The 19,341-nt window shown below is 65.3% G+C and carries 23 protein-coding genes; 21 read left to right on the top strand and 2 right to left on the bottom strand.

Going from position 1 to position 19,341, the window contains the following annotated elements; genetic code table 11:
• Positions 1–22 precede the first annotated feature (22 nt).
• Positions 23–997, bottom strand: coding sequence for a helix-turn-helix domain-containing protein (locus BA022_RS19115; RefSeq protein ID WP_187306032.1), 975 nt, complete (start codon positions 995–997; stop codon positions 23–25).
• A 57-nt stretch (positions 998–1,054) separates the two neighbouring features.
• On the opposite strand from BA022_RS19115, the gene BA022_RS08270 reads away from it, so the two are divergent.
• Complete coding sequence (locus tag BA022_RS08270) at positions 1,055–1,369, top strand: transcriptional regulator (protein WP_187306031.1); 315 nt, start codon at positions 1,055–1,057, stop codon at positions 1,367–1,369.
• A gap of 2 nt (positions 1,370–1,371) precedes the next feature.
• Here the strand turns inward: BA022_RS08270 and BA022_RS08265 are convergent, their stop codons facing one another.
• Positions 1,372–1,842: a hypothetical protein gene (locus BA022_RS08265; RefSeq protein ID WP_088887152.1), complete on the bottom strand. Its 471-nt coding sequence runs from the start codon at positions 1,840–1,842 to the stop codon at positions 1,372–1,374.
• A gap of 476 nt (positions 1,843–2,318) precedes the next feature.
• Here BA022_RS08265 and BA022_RS08260 point away from each other — a divergent pair, with 476 nt between their 5' ends.
• From BA022_RS08260 to BA022_RS08165, 20 genes are all read left to right on the top strand, one after another.
• The gene (locus BA022_RS08260; protein ID WP_088887151.1) at positions 2,319–2,603 is read left to right on the top strand and encodes a phage regulatory CII family protein; all 285 of its coding nucleotides are present in this window, start codon (positions 2,319–2,321) and stop codon (positions 2,601–2,603) included.
• Positions 2,600–2,893, top strand: coding sequence for a hypothetical protein (locus BA022_RS08255; RefSeq protein ID WP_088887150.1), 294 nt, complete (start codon positions 2,600–2,602; stop codon positions 2,891–2,893). The genes BA022_RS08260 and BA022_RS08255 overlap by 4 nt, the downstream gene beginning before the upstream one ends.
• A gap of 84 nt (positions 2,894–2,977) precedes the next feature.
• Entirely contained in the window at positions 2,978–5,698 is a 2,721-nt protein-coding gene (locus BA022_RS08250) for a VapE domain-containing protein (protein WP_088887149.1), read from the top strand.
• Between the two features lie 418 nt (positions 5,699–6,116).
• The gene (locus BA022_RS08245; RefSeq protein ID WP_088887148.1) at positions 6,117–6,437 is read left to right on the top strand and encodes a hypothetical protein; all 321 of its coding nucleotides are present in this window, start codon (positions 6,117–6,119) and stop codon (positions 6,435–6,437) included.
• Positions 6,438–6,483: 46 nt separating this feature from the next.
• A complete protein-coding gene (locus BA022_RS08240) occupies positions 6,484–6,843 on the top strand; it encodes a hypothetical protein (protein ID WP_228403751.1) in 360 nt (119 codons plus the stop codon).
• Between the two features lie 140 nt (positions 6,844–6,983).
• Positions 6,984–7,358, top strand: coding sequence for an HNH endonuclease (locus BA022_RS08235; RefSeq protein WP_088887146.1), 375 nt, complete (start codon positions 6,984–6,986; stop codon positions 7,356–7,358).
• Positions 7,359–7,483: 125 nt separating this feature from the next.
• Positions 7,484–8,044 carry a phage terminase small subunit P27 family gene (locus BA022_RS08230; protein ID WP_187306030.1) on the top strand — a complete coding sequence of 187 codons (561 nt, stop codon included), beginning with the start codon at positions 7,484–7,486 and terminating at the stop codon, positions 8,042–8,044.
• On the top strand, positions 8,041–9,771 hold the full coding sequence (locus BA022_RS08225; RefSeq protein WP_088887144.1) for a terminase large subunit: 1,731 nt from the start codon (positions 8,041–8,043) through the stop codon (positions 9,769–9,771). The genes BA022_RS08230 and BA022_RS08225 overlap by 4 nt, the downstream gene beginning before the upstream one ends.
• Positions 9,772–9,933: 162 nt before the next feature.
• On the top strand, positions 9,934–11,082 hold the full coding sequence (locus BA022_RS08220) for a phage portal protein (protein ID WP_236884911.1): 1,149 nt from the start codon (positions 9,934–9,936) through the stop codon (positions 11,080–11,082).
• A 3-nt stretch (positions 11,083–11,085) separates the two neighbouring features.
• The gene (locus BA022_RS08215; protein ID WP_088887142.1) at positions 11,086–11,961 is read left to right on the top strand and encodes a head maturation protease, ClpP-related; all 876 of its coding nucleotides are present in this window, start codon (positions 11,086–11,088) and stop codon (positions 11,959–11,961) included.
• 12 nt (positions 11,962–11,973) lie between these two features.
• Positions 11,974–13,323 carry a phage major capsid protein gene (locus BA022_RS08210; protein ID WP_088887141.1) on the top strand — a complete coding sequence of 450 codons (1,350 nt, stop codon included), beginning with the start codon at positions 11,974–11,976 and terminating at the stop codon, positions 13,321–13,323.
• A gap of 87 nt (positions 13,324–13,410) precedes the next feature.
• Positions 13,411–13,830, top strand: coding sequence for a DUF7210 family protein (locus tag BA022_RS08205; RefSeq protein ID WP_088887140.1), 420 nt, complete (start codon positions 13,411–13,413; stop codon positions 13,828–13,830).
• Between the two features lie 10 nt (positions 13,831–13,840).
• Positions 13,841–14,320 (top strand): head-tail connector protein, encoded by a 480-nt coding sequence (locus BA022_RS08200; RefSeq protein WP_088887139.1) that lies wholly within the window; start codon positions 13,841–13,843, stop codon positions 14,318–14,320.
• A gap of 3 nt (positions 14,321–14,323) precedes the next feature.
• On the top strand, positions 14,324–14,662 hold the full coding sequence (locus BA022_RS08195) for a phage head closure protein (RefSeq protein WP_088887138.1): 339 nt from the start codon (positions 14,324–14,326) through the stop codon (positions 14,660–14,662).
• Positions 14,655–15,113, top strand: coding sequence for an HK97-gp10 family putative phage morphogenesis protein (locus tag BA022_RS08190; RefSeq protein ID WP_088887137.1), 459 nt, complete (start codon positions 14,655–14,657; stop codon positions 15,111–15,113). Before BA022_RS08195 ends, BA022_RS08190 begins: the two co-directional genes overlap by 8 nt.
• Positions 15,110–15,493: a tail completion protein gp17 gene (gp17, locus tag BA022_RS08185; protein WP_088887136.1), complete on the top strand. Its 384-nt coding sequence runs from the start codon at positions 15,110–15,112 to the stop codon at positions 15,491–15,493. The genes BA022_RS08190 and gp17 overlap by 4 nt, the downstream gene beginning before the upstream one ends.
• Positions 15,494–15,560: 67 nt before the next feature.
• Entirely contained in the window at positions 15,561–16,217 is a 657-nt protein-coding gene (locus BA022_RS08180) for a phage tail tube protein (RefSeq protein ID WP_088887135.1), read from the top strand.
• Positions 16,214–16,561, top strand: coding sequence for a hypothetical protein (locus BA022_RS08175; protein ID WP_088887134.1), 348 nt, complete (start codon positions 16,214–16,216; stop codon positions 16,559–16,561). Before BA022_RS08180 ends, BA022_RS08175 begins: the two co-directional genes overlap by 4 nt.
• 38 nt (positions 16,562–16,599) lie before the next feature.
• A complete protein-coding gene (locus tag BA022_RS08170) occupies positions 16,600–16,884 on the top strand; it encodes a phage tail assembly protein T (protein ID WP_228403749.1) in 285 nt (94 codons plus the stop codon).
• 3 nt (positions 16,885–16,887) lie between these two features.
• Positions 16,888–19,341 carry a hypothetical protein gene (locus tag BA022_RS08165; protein ID WP_088887132.1) on the top strand — a complete coding sequence of 818 codons (2,454 nt, stop codon included), beginning with the start codon at positions 16,888–16,890 and terminating at the stop codon, positions 19,339–19,341.

The following is a 19,341-nucleotide window of genomic DNA, read 5'->3' as shown; positions in this document are numbered from 1 at the left end:
TTTATTTGACTGCTGCAGGACTTTAGCCATCTTCCCACTTGCCCAGCACGGTGCCCAACACCTTGAAAGGCTCGCGGATGGGTTCATGGGATGGGTTCAATGGCTGCAGCCACTGGCGACCATCTTCGTTCTTGTAGACCTTGAAGGTCACCTCGTGTGAGCCCTCCATGCAGGCCACGATGCGGTCGCCGTTCACGGGCGTCTTTCGCTCGGGGTCCACGAAGATGAAGCACCCCTCGGGATAGGTGCGGCTATTGCCGTGGGGAGCGGTCATGGAGTCACCGCGCACGCGCAATGCAAAGGTGCTGCTGCTGTGGCTGACGGGGCAATCCATCCAGCGCTCAGCATCACCGGGCTGAAAGGGGTCTGCGGCCTCACACCATTCGCCGGCACGCACCCAGGAAATCAACGGAACTTTGCCGCGCAGGTCGGGGCCGGGCTCTGTATTGACGCGATTTGTGGTACCGCCTCTTGCTATGGCCGTTGCGACGCGCGCGCCCATATGTACTTGCCCATCACCGTCCAGGAGTACGAAATCGTGTGGATGCTTCTCCTCCACTGCTTTCAGCTGTGCATGGGCCTGGTTATGGCGGGAACAGACGGTGACGTAAACCATTGATGAATCCGGTCTCGTAGCTGCGAAATCCGGAATGAACAACTGATCGTCACCACATGCATGCAAGAGCCATTTGGGGAGACTATTTTTTGTTGTTGCGTCCCTTTTTAATGGAACAGCTTCAATGCCCTCTGACGCCAATGATCTGAGCAGATAGTCCTCGAATGGATCAAGGCTCATAGAACCTTTCCCTGATTCGAGCCAAACAGGATTTACCTTCAAAGCGTGCGCAATGGAAAGCAACTCGCGAGGTCGTTTGCGCAGACCGGATTCGATGTTTCCGATGGTTCCCTGAGAGACGCGTGCTTTGGCCGCCAGTTCTGGCTGAGTGAGCCCGGCTTTTTCTCGAGCAGCTTTGAGTCTTTCCGCAATGGTGTTCACGCTTGTGATCTTCCCACGAGGTTGACTCACGATGGTGATGAACTTAATATCACGTTCGTGAAACACCTAACCCCCGCACATCCACTCGAAGTTGCCATCTCCCGCGTAGGTGGCGTTAGCAAGCTCGCTTTGGTTCTGGGTGTCGCTCAGTCCACCATAAGTAACTGGCGTGCGCGCGGCACCAAGATTGATGCTGCTCACTGCGTATCCATCGAACGAGCCACGTGCGGCGCTATCACCCGTCGCGAACTGAGGCCCGATGATTGGCAAGACATCTGGCCCGAGCTGGCCGTTGCTGAGCCAGCCCAGACTCCCGCGCCCACTCACGCAACCCTTGCGGCTATCCCTTGCGCCCAGCAGGCGGTGGTGTGATGTCACTCGTCGAAAACCTGTGTTTTGCAGCTGGGGCAGATGAGTCCGTTGTCGTACCCCGCTACATAGGTGCGCTGGAGGACGAACTTCTTCCCCAGGGAGAAGCATGGCTGGCAGATGTAATGGGGCGGCTCTCCGCTGCTTGGGTCGCTGGCCCCGTTGCTGCTGTTGATGGGTGTGTAGCGAAGCGCGAAGTGCCCCTCCTTAACTTCGAACAGCGAATAGTTGGCGCGCTCTTCGATGCGTGTTTGCAGTTCTCGCACTTTTTGCTGTGCCTCGGCGAGATCCGCCTGGAGCTGCAGCAAAGAGGCATTGTGGGTGAGCAGTCCTTGTTGCGCCTTGAGCAGTTGGTCCATGAGCGCGGCCGTTTTCTCGTTGATGAGCGCGGTGTCCCGGCCAGCGGCAATGCCCTTTGCGATGTCGTGCGCAGTAGTGATTGAGGTCGCGATGCTTGCTATTGCAGACCAATCCATATTGCTCGTCCCCTCTGGCGATGGTTGTGTAGGAACTTCCATCGTATGCCAGGGCGGGGCGGGCGCCCGTTGCCTGTTTCCCACCCGCCATGCCCACGGCCATGCCGCCGGGGCGCAACTCCTCCCCCATTGGGTGTGCTGCGCGCGGGCAGGTGCGCGGCGCTTCGCATGGCTGCGTGGTTGGGTGCTTTGTCTTCCTCGCCTCATAGCCGCAGTGTGCGGCTGGGGCACTTGTCGATCTATAGCTGCTATGTGGGGGTTTGAGCTATGAATTTGCTGGATGCCGCACGGCGCACTGCGCGCCACTACCCTGGGGGCCTAGAGGCTGTGGCCCTGCGCCTGCACAAGCAGCTGGGCACGCTGGAGCGTGAGCTGCGGGGTGCGCCGGGCTACAAGCTGGGCGCGGTGGATGCCGCAGAGATTGCGGCCATGGCCGTGGAGGTGGGGCAGAGCATGCGCTGGAGTTCCCGAACGCCGTGGCGCAAGCGGTGGGTGCCATGCTGGTGGTGCTGCCGCGCATGGATGGGGGCCATACCGCCACGACCCGGGATGTGGCCACGCTGATGCGCGAGTGCGCCGAGGTAGTCGCCGCTGTGGCCGATGCCGATGCTGACGGCCGCGTGACTGAACGCGAGCTGCGTGAGCTGGGCCAGCAGTGGGCCGATGTCGTGGCCGCAGGCCAGCTGATGATGCGCAACCTGCAGGCACGCCTGGAATCCGAGGTGCAGCAGCACCGCGCTGCCGTGGAGGCTGCCCGATGAAGCAGCCCGGCGAAGTGCACCAGGCGCTGCTGCAGGCATGCAAGGATCTGCAGCGGCCCGACCGGGCGCCGACACTGCGCGAGATGGCGCACCACGCGCGTGTGGGCATGAAATCGGCGCGGGACACGGTGCGCAACATGCGCCGCGCGGGCGTGCTGGACGTGCCGCGCACGCGACGCGTGGCCTACCGCAACAAGCCCGTCAATGAGTACGTGCCCGTGCAGCGTACGAAGCGCTGTGCACCAGTCGCGCGCGGCTTGGCCAGCGTGATGACGGCCTGGGTGGGGTAGGGCGCATGCACTTTCACGACAAGCCTGCCGGCGGTGGGACGCTGGCTTGTGTAGCCCTTGCCCCGGTGGCGCGGGGGTCGCGCCATGGCTGACGGCAACAAGAAAGACCTTCCGCCGCTGCAGTTTGCGGCGCTGGCTGCGGAGCTGCTGAAGAACGCCGAAACGCTGGTGCCTGCTTGGCTGCCGGGTGGCGTGCGCCGGGGACATGAGTTCGTCTGCGGCTCGCTGGCCGGGGGCAAGGGCAGCAGCTGCTCGGTCAATCTGACGACGGGTGCGTGGGCGGATTTTTCGAGCGAGGAGCGCGGCGGCGATCTGCTGAGCCTGTACGCGGCCATCCATGGATTGACCATGGCGAAGGCCTGCGTGGAGCTGGCCCGCGCCGAAGGGCTGGAGAGCGTGGCCGGCGTGGTGAAGGGCGCCGATGGCGCTGCACATGCGCCGCGCCCGCCACGGCCCGCGCCTGAGCCCAAGCCCGCCCAACAGTCGCGCGAGCAGTGGCGCGCCATTGCGCCGGTGCCGGCGTACGCGCCTCCGGTGAACTACCAGCACCAGCACCGTACGGCGGATGACATCGTGCATGTGTCCGAATACTGGTGCGAGGGCGAGCTGTACGGCTACGTGGTGCGCTTCAAGACCAGCGACGGCGGCAAGGATGACATTGCCCGCACGTGGTGCGAGAGCGTGACCAAGGGCGGCGCGCGCTGGCACTGGAAGCAGTGGGAGGAGCCGCGCCCGCTGTACCTGCCCGGCCGCACGCTGCCCAAGGGCCGCACGGTGGTGCTGGTGGAGGGTGAACGCAAGGGCGATGTGCTGCAGCAGCTGCTGGACGCGCATGCGCCCGGCGTGTATTGCGTGGTGGGCTGGCCCGGCGGGTGCAAGGCCTGGCAGAAAGCGGACTGGAGCTGGCTGGCCGGCTGCACGGTGCTGCTGTGGCCTGACTGTGACAGCAAGCGCGAGCAGCCCACGGTGGCCGAGCGCAAGGCGCTGCCCGAGGGGGATGCCCAGGCGCTGCAGGCGCTGAAGGACAGTAAGCCGTACCTGCCGTATCTGGACCAGCCGGGCATGAAGGCTCAGCGGGCCATTGGGACGCTGCTGCGCGACACGCACGGCTGCACGGTGAGCCTGCTGCCCATCAAGCAGCCGGGTGAGCTGGCCGATGGCTGGGACGCCAAGGATGCCATTGAGGTAGACGGGTGGACGGGCGAGCGCGTGCTGGCGTTCTTTGGTGAGGCGATCGCGTTGGTGGACACGCCTGAACCCGAGGTGGGCCCGGCTGCTGCGGCACCGGCTGGAAAAAAAATCGATGACCCCGTTGGCACCGAGGGCGCGGCCTCGCCGGATGAGCATGGCGAAGACCTGGTCAAGTGCGGCGCGCGGCTGGTGCCTGAGTGGCTGAGCTGGTACTACGACCGAGAGAAAAAGCGCTGGAACGTGAGCCGCAAGACGGTGATCGCGGCGTTGGAGCATGCGTCCGCGTTGCAGGATGTGTTGGCCTACGACGAGTTGCGCAACAGCGTGGTGTGCCGCAAGGCTTTCCCCTGGGCCTACAGCAAGCCGGGCGAGATCCGCGGTGCGGATGCGCTGGCCCTGGGCAAGTGGATGAGCGACGAGTGGGGCCTGCCCAGCATCAGCAAAGCGAGCTTGGAGGAGGGCATTCAGACCGTGGCGCATGCCTGCCGCTACCACCCGGTGCGCGAGTGGCTGGGCGGCCTGCAGTGGGACGGCAAACGCCGTCTGGACAAGTGGCTGATGCACGCGCTGGGGGAAACGCCTGAGAGCGTGCGCCCGGCGCTGGCCGAGTACCTGTGCCTGGTGGGCCGCTATTGGCTGCTGGGCATGGTGTTCCGGGTGATGGAGCCGGGCTGCAAGTTCGACTACTGCCCGGTACTGGAGGGCACGGGCGGCCTGCGCAAGTCCACGCTGGTAGAGGTGCTGGCGGGCAGCGAGTATTACAGCGACACGCCGTTCCAGGTGGGCCAGGGCAAGGAAGGCCCGGAGCAGGTGCAGGGCTGCTGGCTGTATGAGATTGCGGAGCTGACGCATTTCAGCAAGGCCGAGGTGGGCGCGATCAAGGCGTTCATCAGCTCGAAGGTGGACCGCTACCGGGTGGCCTACGGCAGCACGGTGGAGGCCTTCCCGCGCCAGTGCGTGCTGGTGGGCACCACGAATGAGGATACCTACCTGCGCGACCGCACGGGTAACCGGCGGTTCTGGCCCATCCCGGTGCGCAAGATCATCAATACCGACTGGGTGGCGAAGTACCGTGAGCAGCTGCTCGCAGAGGCCTATGCGCTGTACCTGCAGGGTGAGCGCTACACACCCACGGCCGATGAAGAGGCACGTCTGTTCCACCCTATGCAGGAAAGCCGCCTTGTGGAGACGGCAGTGGAGAGCGAGCTGCTTGCCGTGTTGACGCGCAAGCCCAATCCCAATGCCAACGGGCCACTGTCGTTCGTGCATTGCGAGGCGGCGTTCGTCACGATTGCGCAGCTGGTGCAAGCGCTGGGCGTGGATGCGGCCAAGGCGCCGCCGGGGCTACAGGGGCAGATCACGGCCTGGCTGAAGCACGAAGGCTGGGAGCGCGTGAAAAAGCAGGTGAACGGCGTGCGGGCTTGGGGTTTCCAGCGCCCTGCCGTGTGGCCCCCAAAGGACCGTGCCACGGGCCTGGACCAGGATGGTGGCGCACCAGGCGATGAACTGGACGACGTGCCGCCAGCATCTGCAGCGCCACATGAGCCGCCGCCACCCGCATCGCCCGCCGGGGCCTACCTGGCCGCGCAGGAGGATGACGATGCGCCTTTCTGAGGCCATGCCTCGCATCACACACGCAGCGCTTGAAACGCGCTGCACCGCACACCGTGGGGGAGGCGTGATTCGCGCCACGGTGCCAGCCCGGAGCGCCACGCGCCCGGCCTGCGGTGCAGTGGCGGGGATGGCGCTGCCTTCGCCCATGAGTTGAGTGTCCAAGTGTCCACGGTGTCCACGCGTTTGCATGGACACCACCAGCTACCCCAATTCCCTTGTTTCTGGAGTTGAGGCCGCTGCATTGCCCAAGGCCTGCGGCATGGGCCCCGCGCCTCTTACGGTGCGGGCGGGCGCAGGCAGGCGCACCTGCGTTCGCGTACGCGCAGGCGTAATCCCACTCACCCGTTGATCTCTATAGAAAAGGATGGACAGTATGGACACTCGGCCACCTCAACAGGCCCGGCAAGGGGCAGCAGTCATGACCGAAGCCCAGGCAGCAGCAGTTCAGCGGGACCTGCAGACCATCAAGACGGCCATGCCCGGTGTGTATGCGGCGATCCAGGCGAAGGCGGCAGAGATAGGGCAGGGCGCCTACGGCCTGGTGCGGCGAGGCCTGCGCGGTGAGCCGCTGTGCTTTTGGGCGATGGAGCGCGGGCATGTAGTCGGCACGCCCTTCGATGGCCATCCGGTGCAGGCGGCGGTGGCGCAGCAGCTGGTGCAGTTCGGCTGTGCACACGTGTGCATGTGGGGTGAACTGCCGGCGGGCGAGGGCAAGGGGGCGGGCAATGGCGCGGCTTGAGCACATCAAGCGTCGGCTAGATAACTGGGCGCTGTGGAAAGCGCGCATGAATGACAGCGGCCTGGGGTTTCACAGCCGCAGCATCCTGGCAGTGGATGTGTGGATGCGCGGGAGCTACAACGGCGCCAGCATCCCGCACTTCGAGGATGAAGCGGTGGAGACCGATGAGGCGGTCAATGCGCTGAAGCTGGGCAAGGGGCACCTGTTCGTCACGCTGGACTGCATCTATCTGAAGGACCTGGGGGTGAAGCAGACCGCGCAGCGCATGCAGCGCGCGGAGTCCACGATCAAGGCGCAGCTGGAGCAGGCGGACCATGCCATCGCGGCCTGGCTGGATGCCAAGGCTATCGAGCGTGAGCGTAAGCGCGCAGTGTCAATAGACAAGATGCGGCGCGGCCAGCTATAGACACGCGGGGAGTTTTACACCATAGACCTTTCTGGTAGATTCCAGGCATCTTGTGATTGGTGCGCCCCACCCGCACCCACAGGGGAGAAACCCCGGCAGGCGTTGAGCTTGTCGGGGTTTTGTTCTTTGGAGCCCACCCCATGCCTGTTGCCGCCCCTCGCCCTTGCAGTCATCCCGGCTGCGGTGTGCTGGTTCGTGACGGCACGGGCCGGTGCGCGAAGCACCCCAAGGCGGCATGGGCAAAGAAGCCCACGGCAGCCAAGCGTGTCACCGGCCGCAAGCTGCAGCGCCTGCGCGCCCAGTTGTTTGAGCGCGATCCGCTGTGCGCCGAGTGCAAGCGCCATGGGCGCGTGACGCTGGCAACCCAGCGCGATCACATCATCCCGCTGGAAGAGGGCGGCGAGGACATTGAGTCCAACGTGCAGGGCCTGTGCGCCGACTGCCACGACGCCAAGAGCAAGGCCGAGCGTGCACGCGGCGTGCAGCGCGCATGGGGTCACTACCGCGAACCCTGACCCGTTGTTTCCCATTGGGGGAGGGGTGGGGCAAAAGTCCAGAAACCACCCACTGGAAACCGACCGCCTCCCCAAATTTTTGTGCGCGCAGGTTTTGGAGGGGGGGTACCCCGAAAGGATTGATCATGAGTGGAACGCGTGGGCCGCTGCCGAAGCCTGCGGCCCTGAAACTGCTGGAAGGCAACGCCGGCAAGCGCTCGCTGGATCTCGCCGCAGGCGTAAACCCGCGCATCGAGGTGCCCAGCCCGCCGAAGCATCTGGGCACCGAGGCGCGCAAGGAGTGGAAGCGCATCACGCCGCTGCTGGAGGAGCTGGGCCTGATCAGCGGCCTGGACCGTGCGGCCCTGGCGCTGTACTGCCAGGCTGCAGGGCGGCTGGCCGAGCTGGAGACTGCTTTCAACTGCAAGGTGGCCGCCAAGGTGGCTGAAGGTATGGACTACGCCGACGCCGTCTATGAGATGAGCTACTCCACCACCCCCAGCGGCTACGCCCAGCAGAGCGTGATCGTGCAGCTCATCGGCAAGCACCGCGAGCAGCTCAACCGCTACCTGATGCACTTCGGCCTGAGCCCAGCCGCCCGCGGCCGCGTGCAGGCCAGCAACTACGTGCAGCCCACGCTGCCCGGCATTGAGCCCAAGCCAGAGGCCAAACCCAGTTTCTCGATGTTCGTTAACCCAGCACGATGACCCACTCCTACATCCAGCAGGCGCAGCAATACATGCGCGACGTGCTGGATGGGGAAGTTGCGGCCTGCAAATGGGTGAAGCTGGCCGTGCAGCGCCAGGCAGACGACCTGGCGCGCGAGCCATCTGAGGAATGGCCATGGGTGTTTGACGAGGCAGCGGCCGAGCGGCCATGCGCCTTCATCGAACTGCTGCCGCACATCAAGGGCAAGTGGGCACGCGAAGGGCGCCTGCTTGAGCTGGAGCATTGGCAGTGCTTCATCATCACCACCGTCTTCGGATGGGTGCACCGCGAGACCCGCCTGCGCCGCTTCCTGGAGGTGTACGAAGAGGTCGCCCGCAAGAACGGCAAGAGCGCCAAGGGCTCGGGCCTGCTGCTGTACATGCTGGCCGCCGATGGCGAACACGGCGCCGAGTGCTACACCGCCGCCACCACGCGCGACCAGGCGCGCATCGTGTTCGATGACGCCCGCGCCATGGCCGAGCGCACGCCCGATCTGCGCACCTACCTGGGCGTGGCCATCATGCAGCACAGCCTGACGGTGGCGCACACCAGCAGCAAGGCCGCGCCGCTGGCCGCCGAGGGCAGTACGCTGGACGGCCTGAACGTGCACTTCGCGCTGCTGGACGAACTGCACGCGCACAAGACGCGCGCCGTGTACGACGTGATCGACACCGCCCGCGGCGCCCGCGAGCAATCGCTGCTGTGGACCATCACCACCGCAGGCACGGACCGCTCGGGCATCTGCTACGAACGCCGCACGCACATCACCAAGATCCTGGGCCGGGTGATTGATGACGCGCGGGTGTTCGGGATCATCTACACCATCGACGATGGTGATGACCCCTTCGACCCGGCCGTGTGGCCCAAGGCCAACCCCAACTTTGGCAAGTCAGTGCAGGCCGATGAGATGGCCGCCCAGGCCCGCAAGGCCGAGGCCATGCCATCGGCCCTCAACAACTTCCTGACCAAGCGCCTCAACGTCTGGGTATCCGGCGAAAGCCCGTGGATGGACATGCGCGCCTGGGAGCGCTGCGGCAAAGAGCCCGTCACCGTTGACAGCATCCCGCCCGGCGCCAAGGTGTACATGGGCCTAGACCTGGCGCAGAAAAAGGACTTCGCCGCCCTTGCCATTGCCTGGGAGCACGAGTTGCTGCGCCCTGGCGCGGACGGTGTTTATGTCCCGACGCGCGTGTGGGGCCTGTGCACACGTCTGTACCTGAACGAGCTGGCCGTGCAGGAAAGCGGCAATGCCCACCTCAGCGGCTGGGCACGCCAAGGCTACGTGGAGGTCACCGACGGCGACCTCACCGACTTCGACCGCGTGGCCGATGACCTGCGCCGCTACTGCCGCCAGTGGGACGTGCAGGAGATCGCCTTCGACCCGGCGCTGTCCATGTACTTTGCCGGCAAGCTGATCGAGGAAGGCCTGCCGCTGGTCGAGATCGCGCAGCGCAGCGTGTTCTTCACGCCCGCGCTGATCCAGGTCGAGAACATGGTGCGCGAGGGCAACCTGGTGCACGACGGCAACCCCGTCATGGCCTGGATGGTCAGCAACCTGGTGGTGAAGGTCAGCAAGTTCAACGAGCTCATGTCGCCCACGAAGGAGCGGCCCGAGAACAAGATCGACGGCCCCATCGCCATGCTCATGGCGCTGGGCCGCGCGCTCGCTCATCACGGTGACGAAGGCGACGCCGATGGCTTCTTTGCATCGCCAGCTGTGGCGTAAGGACTACGGATGACATATGCAATGAAACCCAGTCTGGTGGGCCGAGTGCGGGCTGCAGTTGGAGCGCTCACTGGGCGCTCGGCGAGTTTGAGCGATTCCGCTGGAAGCTCCCATGTGTTCGGTGTTGCGCTGGGTGGAGTCCATTCGATTTCGCACCGGTCCATGATGCAGCTGTCGGCCGCCATGGCCTGCGTGCGGCTGATCTCGGAGACGATCTCCACGCTGCCCCTGGGTATCTATATCCGGTCACCCAGCGGCAAACGCCTGGCGCCCGAACATGCCTTGCACGGCATCGTGCACGACGTTCCCAACGATGACAGCACGGCCAGCGTCTTCTGGGAAAGCATGGTGGCCGCCATGCTCACGCGCGGCGCCGGTCGGGCTCGCCGCCTGATGTTCAACGGCCGACTGGTCGGACTGCAGTTCCTAGACCCGGAATGCTTGTCTCCTCGGCGGCGCATCGGCCGCCGCGTAGTGGAATGGCAGTACCGCGACGACGACGGCAGCCTGCTCATCCTGCCCGACAGCGAGGTGTGGACCATCCCCGGCTTTTCGCTCGATGGGCGCAACGGCATCAGCGTGATTGAGTACGGCTCGAAAGTGTTCGGCAACGCATTGGCGGCCGATAACGCCGCCGGACGGACATTCAACAACGGCGCGCTCCAGAACCTCTACTACACCATCAAGAAGTGGCTCACGCCAGAGCAGCGCGAGGAGTTTCACAGAAACGTGGGCGGGCTTCTGGCACAGGGCAAGGCTCCTCTGCTGGAGGGCGAGATCGAGGCTAAGACGGTCAGCATCAATCCGAAGGATGTTCAGCTGCTGGAGTCCCGGTCCTGGAGCGTGGAAGAAATCTGCCGATGGTTCCGCGTGCCGCCCTGGATGGTCGGTCACTCTGCCCAGGGCGCCACCAAGTGGGGCAGTGGGATGGAGCAGGAAATGATCGGCTTCCTGACCTTCACCCTGGGCACTTGGCTCAAGCGCATCGAGCAGGCCATCAACAAGGATCTTCTCACGCCGGCCGAGCGCACAAAGTACTACGCCAAATTCAGCGTGGAAGGCCTGCTGCGCGCAGACAGCGCTGCTCGGGCCTCGTTCTACGGCGCGCTGGTGGACCGCGGGATCATGACCCGTGACGAAGTGCGCGAGCTGGAAGACCTTCCACCGATGGGCGGTAACGCCGCGCAGCTCACCGTCCAGTCGGCGATGACGCTGCTTGACGCCATCGGCGCCAACACAGACGCGCAGCAAGTGCGGGCATCGCTCCGCGCGCTGCTCGGCTTGGACGACAACGAGCCACAGAAAGGCTAGACCATGAGTTTGCGAACCCTACCAGCCGCCCTCGCAGGCAGGCCCAGTGCCAGCGTGCGCAGCGAGATATCGCCCCGCGCGTTCGATCGCTGGAACCGTGAGGTGCGGGCCGCTCTTACCGAGAACGAGGAAGACCGCAGCATCAGCGTCTATGACGTGATCGGTTACGACTACTGGACCGGTGAAGGTGTCACAGCCAAGCGCATAGCCTCGGCGCTGCGTACGCTTGGCAAAGGACCCGTCACAGTCAACGTCAACTCCCCGGGCGGCGATATGTTCGAGGGCCTGGCCATCTACAACCTGCTGCGCGAGCATGAGGGCGAAGTGACTCTCAAGGTGGTGGGCCTGGCTGCCTCGGCCGCATCCATCATTGCCATGGCGGGCGACAAAGTGCAGATCGCGCGGGCCGCTTTCTTCATGGTGCATAACGCCTGGGTTGTGGCCGCTGGCAACCGCCTCGACTTCCGCGAGATTGCCGACTGGTTGGAGCCGTTCGACCGCTCCATGGCCGACATCTACGTGGCGCGCTCTGGCATGAGCGAAAAGGAAGCAGCACGCCTGATGGACGCCGAGTCCTGGATCGGTGGGAGCGACGCTATCGAACGCGGCCTGGCCGACGAGTTGCTGCCCAGCGACCAGGTCGGCAAGGGTGACGGCAAGGCCAATGCACACGCGGCCCGCCGCATCGAGGCCGCGCTGCGCGCCTCCGGCATGCCCAAGACCGAGGCCATGCGCCTCATCAGCGAGTTCAAGGCCGGCGCGGGTGATCCCGCTGGCAGCGGCGAGGGTGATCCCGCCGAGCGCGGCCAGCTGGCCGACTACGTCCCAGGTGTCATGTCCTCGGCTTCGTCGCGGCTGACAAACATCCTTACATTCTGAAAGACCATCACCATGCGTATCTCCCGTACCCTGTTCTCCCTGGGCATCTGCGCCCTGGCTGTTGCCGCCATTGCCGCCCAAGCGGTAGGCGTTGATATCGCCGGGTTCATCGGCGCCCATCCCGATGTGTTCGCCGGCCTCTCGGCCCTGGCGATGCTCGGCAATACTGAAGTCGTCGCTGCCGATCTGAAGAAAGTCAGCGCAGACCTGGAGAAGGTGGGCGACCAGCTCAAAGCCTTCGCCGAGCAGGCCAAGTCCGAGACGGCCAAGGCCGTCCAGATGAGCAAGGAAACCAAAGAAAAGGTGGACGAGCTGCTGGTAACTCAGGGCGAGCTTCAGGCAGCGCAGCGTGCGGCTGAACAGATCCTCGCCAAGATCAAAGATGGCGCACTCGGCGCAGCTGGTGCACCCCAGTCACTCGGTGAGAAGTTCGCCAACGCCGAGGGACTGAAGAACACCAACTTCACCAACCCGAACAGCTTCACCACGAAGGTGGGGAGCATCCACGCGGCCCTGGCTGGCAATGGCACCGCCGGCAACCTTGTGGTGCCGCAGCGCATGCCGGGTGTGATCGCCCCGCCGGACCAACGACTGTTCGTGCGTGATCTGCTGTTCTGGGGTCGTGCCGCCAGCAATGCCATCGAGTACGTGCGCGAGCTGGGTTTCACCAACAACGCCGGCCCTGTGGATGAGAACCCGGCCGACCCCAAGCCCGAGAGCGACATCACTTTCGAGGAAGACAGCGCGCCTGTGCGCACCATTGCGCACTACATCCGCGCGTCCAAGCAGATCCTGGACGATGTGACCCAGCTGCAGGCCTACATCGACGGTCGGCTGCTTTACGGCCTGAAGGTGAAGGAAGAAGCCCAGCTGCTGAATGGCTCCGGCGTCGGCCTCAACCTCAACGGCATCAACACCCAGGCCACTGCGTATGCAAACCCGGGCGTCACGGTGGTCGGTGAGACACCGGTGGACCGCCTGCGCATCGCCATGCTGCAGGTGCAGCTGGCCGAGTACGCCGCCGATGGCATCGTGCTGAACCCCATTGACTGGGCCGAGATCGAACTGCTCAAGGAGTCCACGGGCGGCTACCTGTTCGCTAACCCCCAAGGCGTGTCCAGTCCCATTTTGTGGGGCCGGCCGGTAGTGGCCACCACGGCGATCGCGGTTAACAACTTCCTGACTGGTTCCTTCCGCATGGGGGCTATGGGGTGGGACCGCGAAGACGCCAACATCGCCGTGAGCAACCAGGACCGCGACAACTTCGTGAAGAACATGGTGACGATCCTCTGCGAAGAGCGCATCGCCCTCACCGTGTTCCGTCCCGAAGCGTTCGTGAAGGGCCTGCTGGTCACGCCGTAATCCGCGGCAGAACGCCAGGGCGGGGCAGTGCATACGTATGCACTGCCCTGTTTCATTTCCCGTTTATCCCTTCCACTGGAGTACTCCATGTCCCAAGTCAGAGTCGAAGCGCTCACCAGTTTCGAGCACAACGGCACCCGCCGCCCGGGTGAGTTCTTCGAGGTCAGCCCGCAGCATGCCGAGCAACTGCAGAAGAAGCGGCTCTGCGTCATAGTCGGTAGCCAGTCGAACGATGGCGGCAAACCCGGCGGCCAGGCCAAGACGCTCAAATCGGAGCAGGCAAAGCGCGAGCCGAAGGCGCCGCGCGCGCCCAAAGCACCGGCCCACGCACCGGCGCCCGCAGCCTCTTATGTCGCCGCTCCGGGCGGCAATACCGCGGCGGTGGCGCTGGCTGATCCTGCCGCCCCGTCCGCAGGCGCCTTGGCCGCCGCGCCTGCTGCCGATCCAGCCGCCGCAAGCCAAGACGGTCAGGGCTCCGGCAACGCTGACATCAATCCCACGCCCTGAGGCCTCCGCCATGAGCCTGCTCACCCTTGATGAGGCGCGCGCCCACCTGAAGGTGGGCCCCACTTACCCAGCCGAACAAATTGAGCCCTACCTGCGCGGCGCTGAAGCTATTGCGGTGAAGTTCCTCAACCGGAATATTTATGAAAGCGCCACCGCACTGCAGTCTGCGCTGGCGGGGGTTCCGGCTGCACTTGAGGCGGCCGCTGATGCCAAAGCAGTTGGCCTTGCTGCCGCAGATGCAGCCACCGATCCTGATGTGGCCGAATGGCTGCGCTGCACTGCGTATGAGCAATATCGGCAGGCCTTGTCGGACGCTGGCTACGTGCAGCGTGGCATCGTCATCAATGAGAACATCAAGACCGCATTGCGATTGCTGCTGAACCATCTTGATGAGAACCGCGAGAGCGTAGCGCGCGGCGTATCGATGGTCGAAGTTCCGCTAGGCGCAGAGTTCTTTTTGCTGCCCGATCGCGTGGGCTGGGGAGGGTAGGCCGTGGCTGCTGGCAAATACCGAAACTGGGTTATCGCCCAGCGCGTGCAGCAGGTGCCAGACGGCGCTGGCGGCGTCGTGTCGCAGTGGGTAACGCTGGTGGAGTTCTGGGCCTACGTCGAGCCCATAGGCGGCCGCGAAGCCATGCGCGCCAACCAGCTGGTGGCCGACATGGACACGCGCATTACCACGCGCTGGACTACTGATATCGCGGCCATCACCGCGAAGGACCGCATCATCCACGGCGCCGTCATCTACAACATCGTCCGCCCGCCGGCAGACCTCAAATCCCGCCATCGCGAGGTGGAGATCACGTGCAACTCGGGGGCGAACGATGGCTAAGACAACCGTGCGTGTAGATGGCCTGCGCCAGCTCGGCGCCGCCATGCGTTCCTTGGGCTCCGACATTTCCAAGAAAGTGGCCGTGGCCGCCACCGGCGCCGGCGCGCGCGTCATCCGCAAGCGGGCGCAGCAGAACGCGCCCATCGCAGACGAAGACTACGAAGTCGAGGGACAGCACGTGCCGCGCGGCAACCTGCCCAAGCAGATCGTGGCCAAGCAGGTGCCCAAGTCGCAGCGCAGGCTCACCAGCGAACACGTAGTCGCCGTGCGCGGCAAGCGCAAGCACGGTTACGCCAGCCGCGTGGGCGCGCTGCAGGAGTTCGGCACCGTCAAGCGGCAGCCGCAGCCCTTCGTGCGGCCCGCGTTTGACGAGGGCAAGGGTGAAGCCCTGCAGGCCATCACAGAGCGCCTGCGCAAGCGCATCGAGCGCGCACAGAGGACCGGTAAATGAGCCAGCTCAGCGTATCCCAGCAGATCGTGCAGGCCGTCGGCCCGCTGGTCGGCGGGCGTTGCTATGCGCGCACCTTCCTGCAGCCCGACGGCGCGCTGCCGCCCTGGCCCGCGGCGCGCTTTGTGTTCGCCTCGCTCACCACCGCGCCCAGCATCTGCGGCGACGGCGGCGATGACGCGGCCGACTACCGCGTGCAGATCGATCTCGCAGATGCCTACGGCAAGGGCGAGGCCGCATTCCTCGCCCTGCGCGCACAGCTACTCGCCGCCATGCAGGCGTTGGGCGCCACCTTCGTGCTGGACGGCCAGCGCGACGAATTCGACGCGGATACCAAAACGCTCCGCTGCTCGCTGGACTACCTCGTGTACCAGTCCAACTGATCGCACTCATCACCCACCACCAGCCGCCCACCGAGGCGGCTTTTTCTTTTCCTGAAAGGACGTCGCCATGTCTGCTGGCAAGCGCTACAAGTTCCAGGGCTCTACCCTGCAGGTATCCACCGGCGTGGATGCCGTCACCAAGCCCATCACGGGCATCACGCAGGCCGACCCTGCCGTCTTCACAGCGGTGGGCCATGGCCTCACGCTCGGCGCAGTTGCACGCGTCGCGGCCGTCGTCGGCATGACGGAAATTAACGACCAGCTGGTGGTGGTGGACAATCCCATCGCGGACACGTTCGAGGCGGCCAACATCAACTCCGCGGGCTACACCGCGTACACCAGCGGTGGCACGCTGGCGCCCCTCACGTACAGCGCATTCTGCGAGCTGACTGGCGCCAATCAGCAGGACGGCACGGCCGATGAGATCGATGCCACCTCCATCTGCTCCACTGCCAAGGAATTCGAGCAGGGCCTGGGCGACAGCGGCACCATCACGCTGGACTACAACTTCGCGCCCCACACGCTCGTGCAAGCCGCCATGCGTGCCGCCAAGGTGTCGGGCGAGGAAGTGGTGGTGCGCCTCACGCTGCCCAAGGACGGCGGCACGATCGTGATGATCGGGCGCGTGCAGCAGACCAGCTTCCAGGGCTCCAACGGCGCCCTGTGGACGGGCTCCGCCACGCTGCGCCTGACGGGTGAAATCTTCGTACTGGATGCCGCATGAGCAAGACCGATACCGCTGCCGATCTGCGCGCGCGCATCCTCGCAAGCGCTTCGCCGAAGCCCGTTCCGGTGGACACGCCGTCGTGGGGGCGCGTGTGGGTGCGCGTGCTCACCGTGGCCGAGGTGGACGAAGCCAAGGCCGACCCCAGCGACAAGCAGCGCATCGCACGCGGTGCGGCCCGCGTGCTGTGCGATGCATCCGGCACGCTGATCTTCGATCCCGAGTCGAAGAGCGACGTGGCCGCCATCGCCACGCTGCCGTGGTCCGAGCTGCGCCAGGTGCTGGCCGCCGCCGAGCGTAATTCCAGCGGCGCAATAGGCCAGGACGAAGCGGGAAACGGCTGACGCCGCGCGAGCTGGCCAAGCTGGACCTGGCCGAGGCCTTGGGGCTCCCCCTAGCCTCCATCGGCGCCATGCCCGAGGCCGAGTTCCGCATGTGGCTGGCCCGCGGCAAGCCGTTGTGGCCGCGCCGGCTGGAGCTACTGCTGGCGCAGCTCACCAGCGTGCTGGCACAAGTCAACGGCAACAAGCACACCGCACAGGACTTCGATCTGTTCGACCCACGCGCCGACCAGCGCGCCACGTTGAACGAGGCCGCAGAGGCCGTGGCATCGATTGCCGGCACCGGCCTGCGGCGCCTGGGCCAAGGCAGAAAACGAGAGGAATGACACATGGCAACCGGCGGACTTGGAAACCTCACCGTCTTCCTCGGCCTGGATGCCGCTGAGTTCGACAGCGGCCTGAACAAGTCCGAGCTGCGTGCGCGCCGCTTTGGCGAGGCCCTGGGCGGCGGCATAGTCAAAGCTGCGGGCCTGGCCACCGCCGGCCTGGCGGCGCTGGGCCTCACCGGCGCAGGAGCGTTGGCGCTCATCAGCAACCAGGTGGATTCCATCGCGGGCTTCCAGGACCTCGCCGACAAAATCGGCGACACGGCATCCAACGTGTCCGCGCTGCAGCTCGCTGCCGACCTGTCTGGCACGGCCATGGAGACCGTCGCCGGCGCATCGGTCAAGCTCACAGCGTCACTCTCCAAGACCGACGATGAAGCCAAGGGCACCGTGGCCGCGCTGAAGGCCATCGGCATCGAGAGCGAGAACTTCCGCAAGCTCTCGCCCGTGGCGCAACTGGATGAGATCGCGCGCTCGCTGGCAGAGTACGAAGACGGCGCGAGCAAGACCGCCGTGGCCGTGGCGCTGTTCGGCAAGTCTGGCGCAGAGCTGATTCCGTTCTTGAAAGACCAGGCCGAGCAACAGGGCCTGAACGTGCGTCTGACTGAAGACCAGATCGCCGCGGCCGACGAATTCAGCAAGCGCATCGCGCGCCAGAGAAGCGAGCTGTCGGCCCTGGGCCAGATCATCGTTGCAGAGAGCGTGCCCGCCGTGGGCGCCTTCACGGGAGCGCTGACGGATGCGATCAAAGAGACGCTGGGTCTGGACGAGAAAACGCAGAACCTCAAGAACAGCACGGCCATCAAAGATTTCTCGCGCAATGCGGTCGAGGCCCTGGGCTTCATCGTGGATGCAGGCGATGGCGTGGCGCGTGTGTTCTCCGGCATCGGCAAGACCATCGGCGCCGCCGCAGCGCAGGCCGCAGCCGTCGCACAAGGCGACCTCAAGGGCGCCATGCGCATCGGCCGCGAGTGGATGAGCGACATGGATGGACTGCTCAATTCGCCGCTGTTCTCCAAGCGTCTGCAGGACCGTCTGAATGCCCCTGGCACCTCTGGTGCCACCACGCCCGGCGCAGCGCCCAAGCCGCTGCGCTACACCTCGCCATCGGGCAAGTCCGCAGGCGGCGGCGATGACCCGCTCAAGCGCCAGCTGGACAACGATCTCAAGCTGCTGGAGAACGCGTACAAGACCGAGGAAGAGCTGCTGCGCGATCGCAACAAGATGCTGGACCTGGTCAACGGCCAGAACCTCATCTCGTTCGCCGACTACTACAGCGCGCGCCGCGCCGCTGCGCAAGAAGCGCTGGATGAACAAACCCGCGTGCTGGATGCCGAGATCGCCAAGCTGCAGGCTTACCAGTCCACGGCCGCAAAGGCCAGCGAACGCGAGTCCGCGCAGGGCAAGATCAACGACCTGCTGCAGCGCAAGGCCAAGCTGCAGCGCGACGCCGCTACCGAAGCCATCACCCTTGCGGCTGACGAGGCCAAGGCCTACGACGGCCTCAAGCGCAGCATGGAGGGCGTCAACGCATCTATTTTGGAGATGATCGGTTTGAGCGGCCAGGCCGCGCAGATGCGCTTTGACGCCAGCAATGCTGACCTGCGCGACCGCCTCACGGCGCAGGGCGACACGCAGGGCCTGGCCCAGCTCGATCGCCTGCGGCAGCTCACCGTGGCGCAGGCCGACTACAACCAGCGCCAGCAGGACAGCAGCGACATCGTTGCACGCCTGCAGATCCAGGAAGAGCGCGTCAACACCGCGCGCAACCTGGGTGCGATCGGCGAGCTGACAGCGCTGCAGCAGATCACCGAGGCCCGCCGCGCGGCCGTGGCGCAGCAAGAGGCAGAGGTGCTTGCGCTCGAAGCCATCGCCCGCGCCAGCGACAACCCGCGCCTTGTTCTGCAGGCCGAGCAGGCCCGCGCCGCGTGGGAAAAGCTGCGCGCTGAATCGGACCTGGTGGCGCAGAAGTTCGACACCATCGTGTCGGGCAGCTTCGGCGATGCGTTCGCGGACTTCATCAGCGGAACGAAGTCCGCGAAGGAAGCGATGCAGAGCTTCGCCGACTCCGTGGTGCAGCAGATCTCGCGCATGGTTGCCAACGACCTGGCCACCTCGCTGTTCAGCGGCCTCTTCGGTGGCAGCGGTGGCGGGGGCGGCATCGGTGGCTTCTTCGCCAGCCTGTTCGGCGGTGGCAAGGCGGTGGGCGGCGCGGTGAGCCCCGGCAAGTTCTACGAAGTGAACGAGCAGGGCCCCGAGCTGTACAGCCAGGGCGGCAAGACCTATTTGATGGCTGGCGGCCGTGGTGGGCGCATCACGCCAAACGCCGGCGGCGCGAGCATGGCGCAGACCGTCAACATCCACCTGCAGGGGCAGGTGGATGCCCGCACGCAAAGCCAGATCGCAGCCACCGTGTACGCGGCCACCAACCGCGCCATCGCGCGCGGCACGGCGTAA

Origin of the sequence: Diaphorobacter nitroreducens, assembly GCF_002214645.1 — a bacterium.
GTDB lineage: Bacteria > Pseudomonadota > Gammaproteobacteria > Burkholderiales > Burkholderiaceae_C > Diaphorobacter > Diaphorobacter nitroreducens.
The sequence above is the reverse complement of the archived record's forward strand: the minus strand, read 5'-3'. Positions and strand labels throughout refer to the sequence as shown.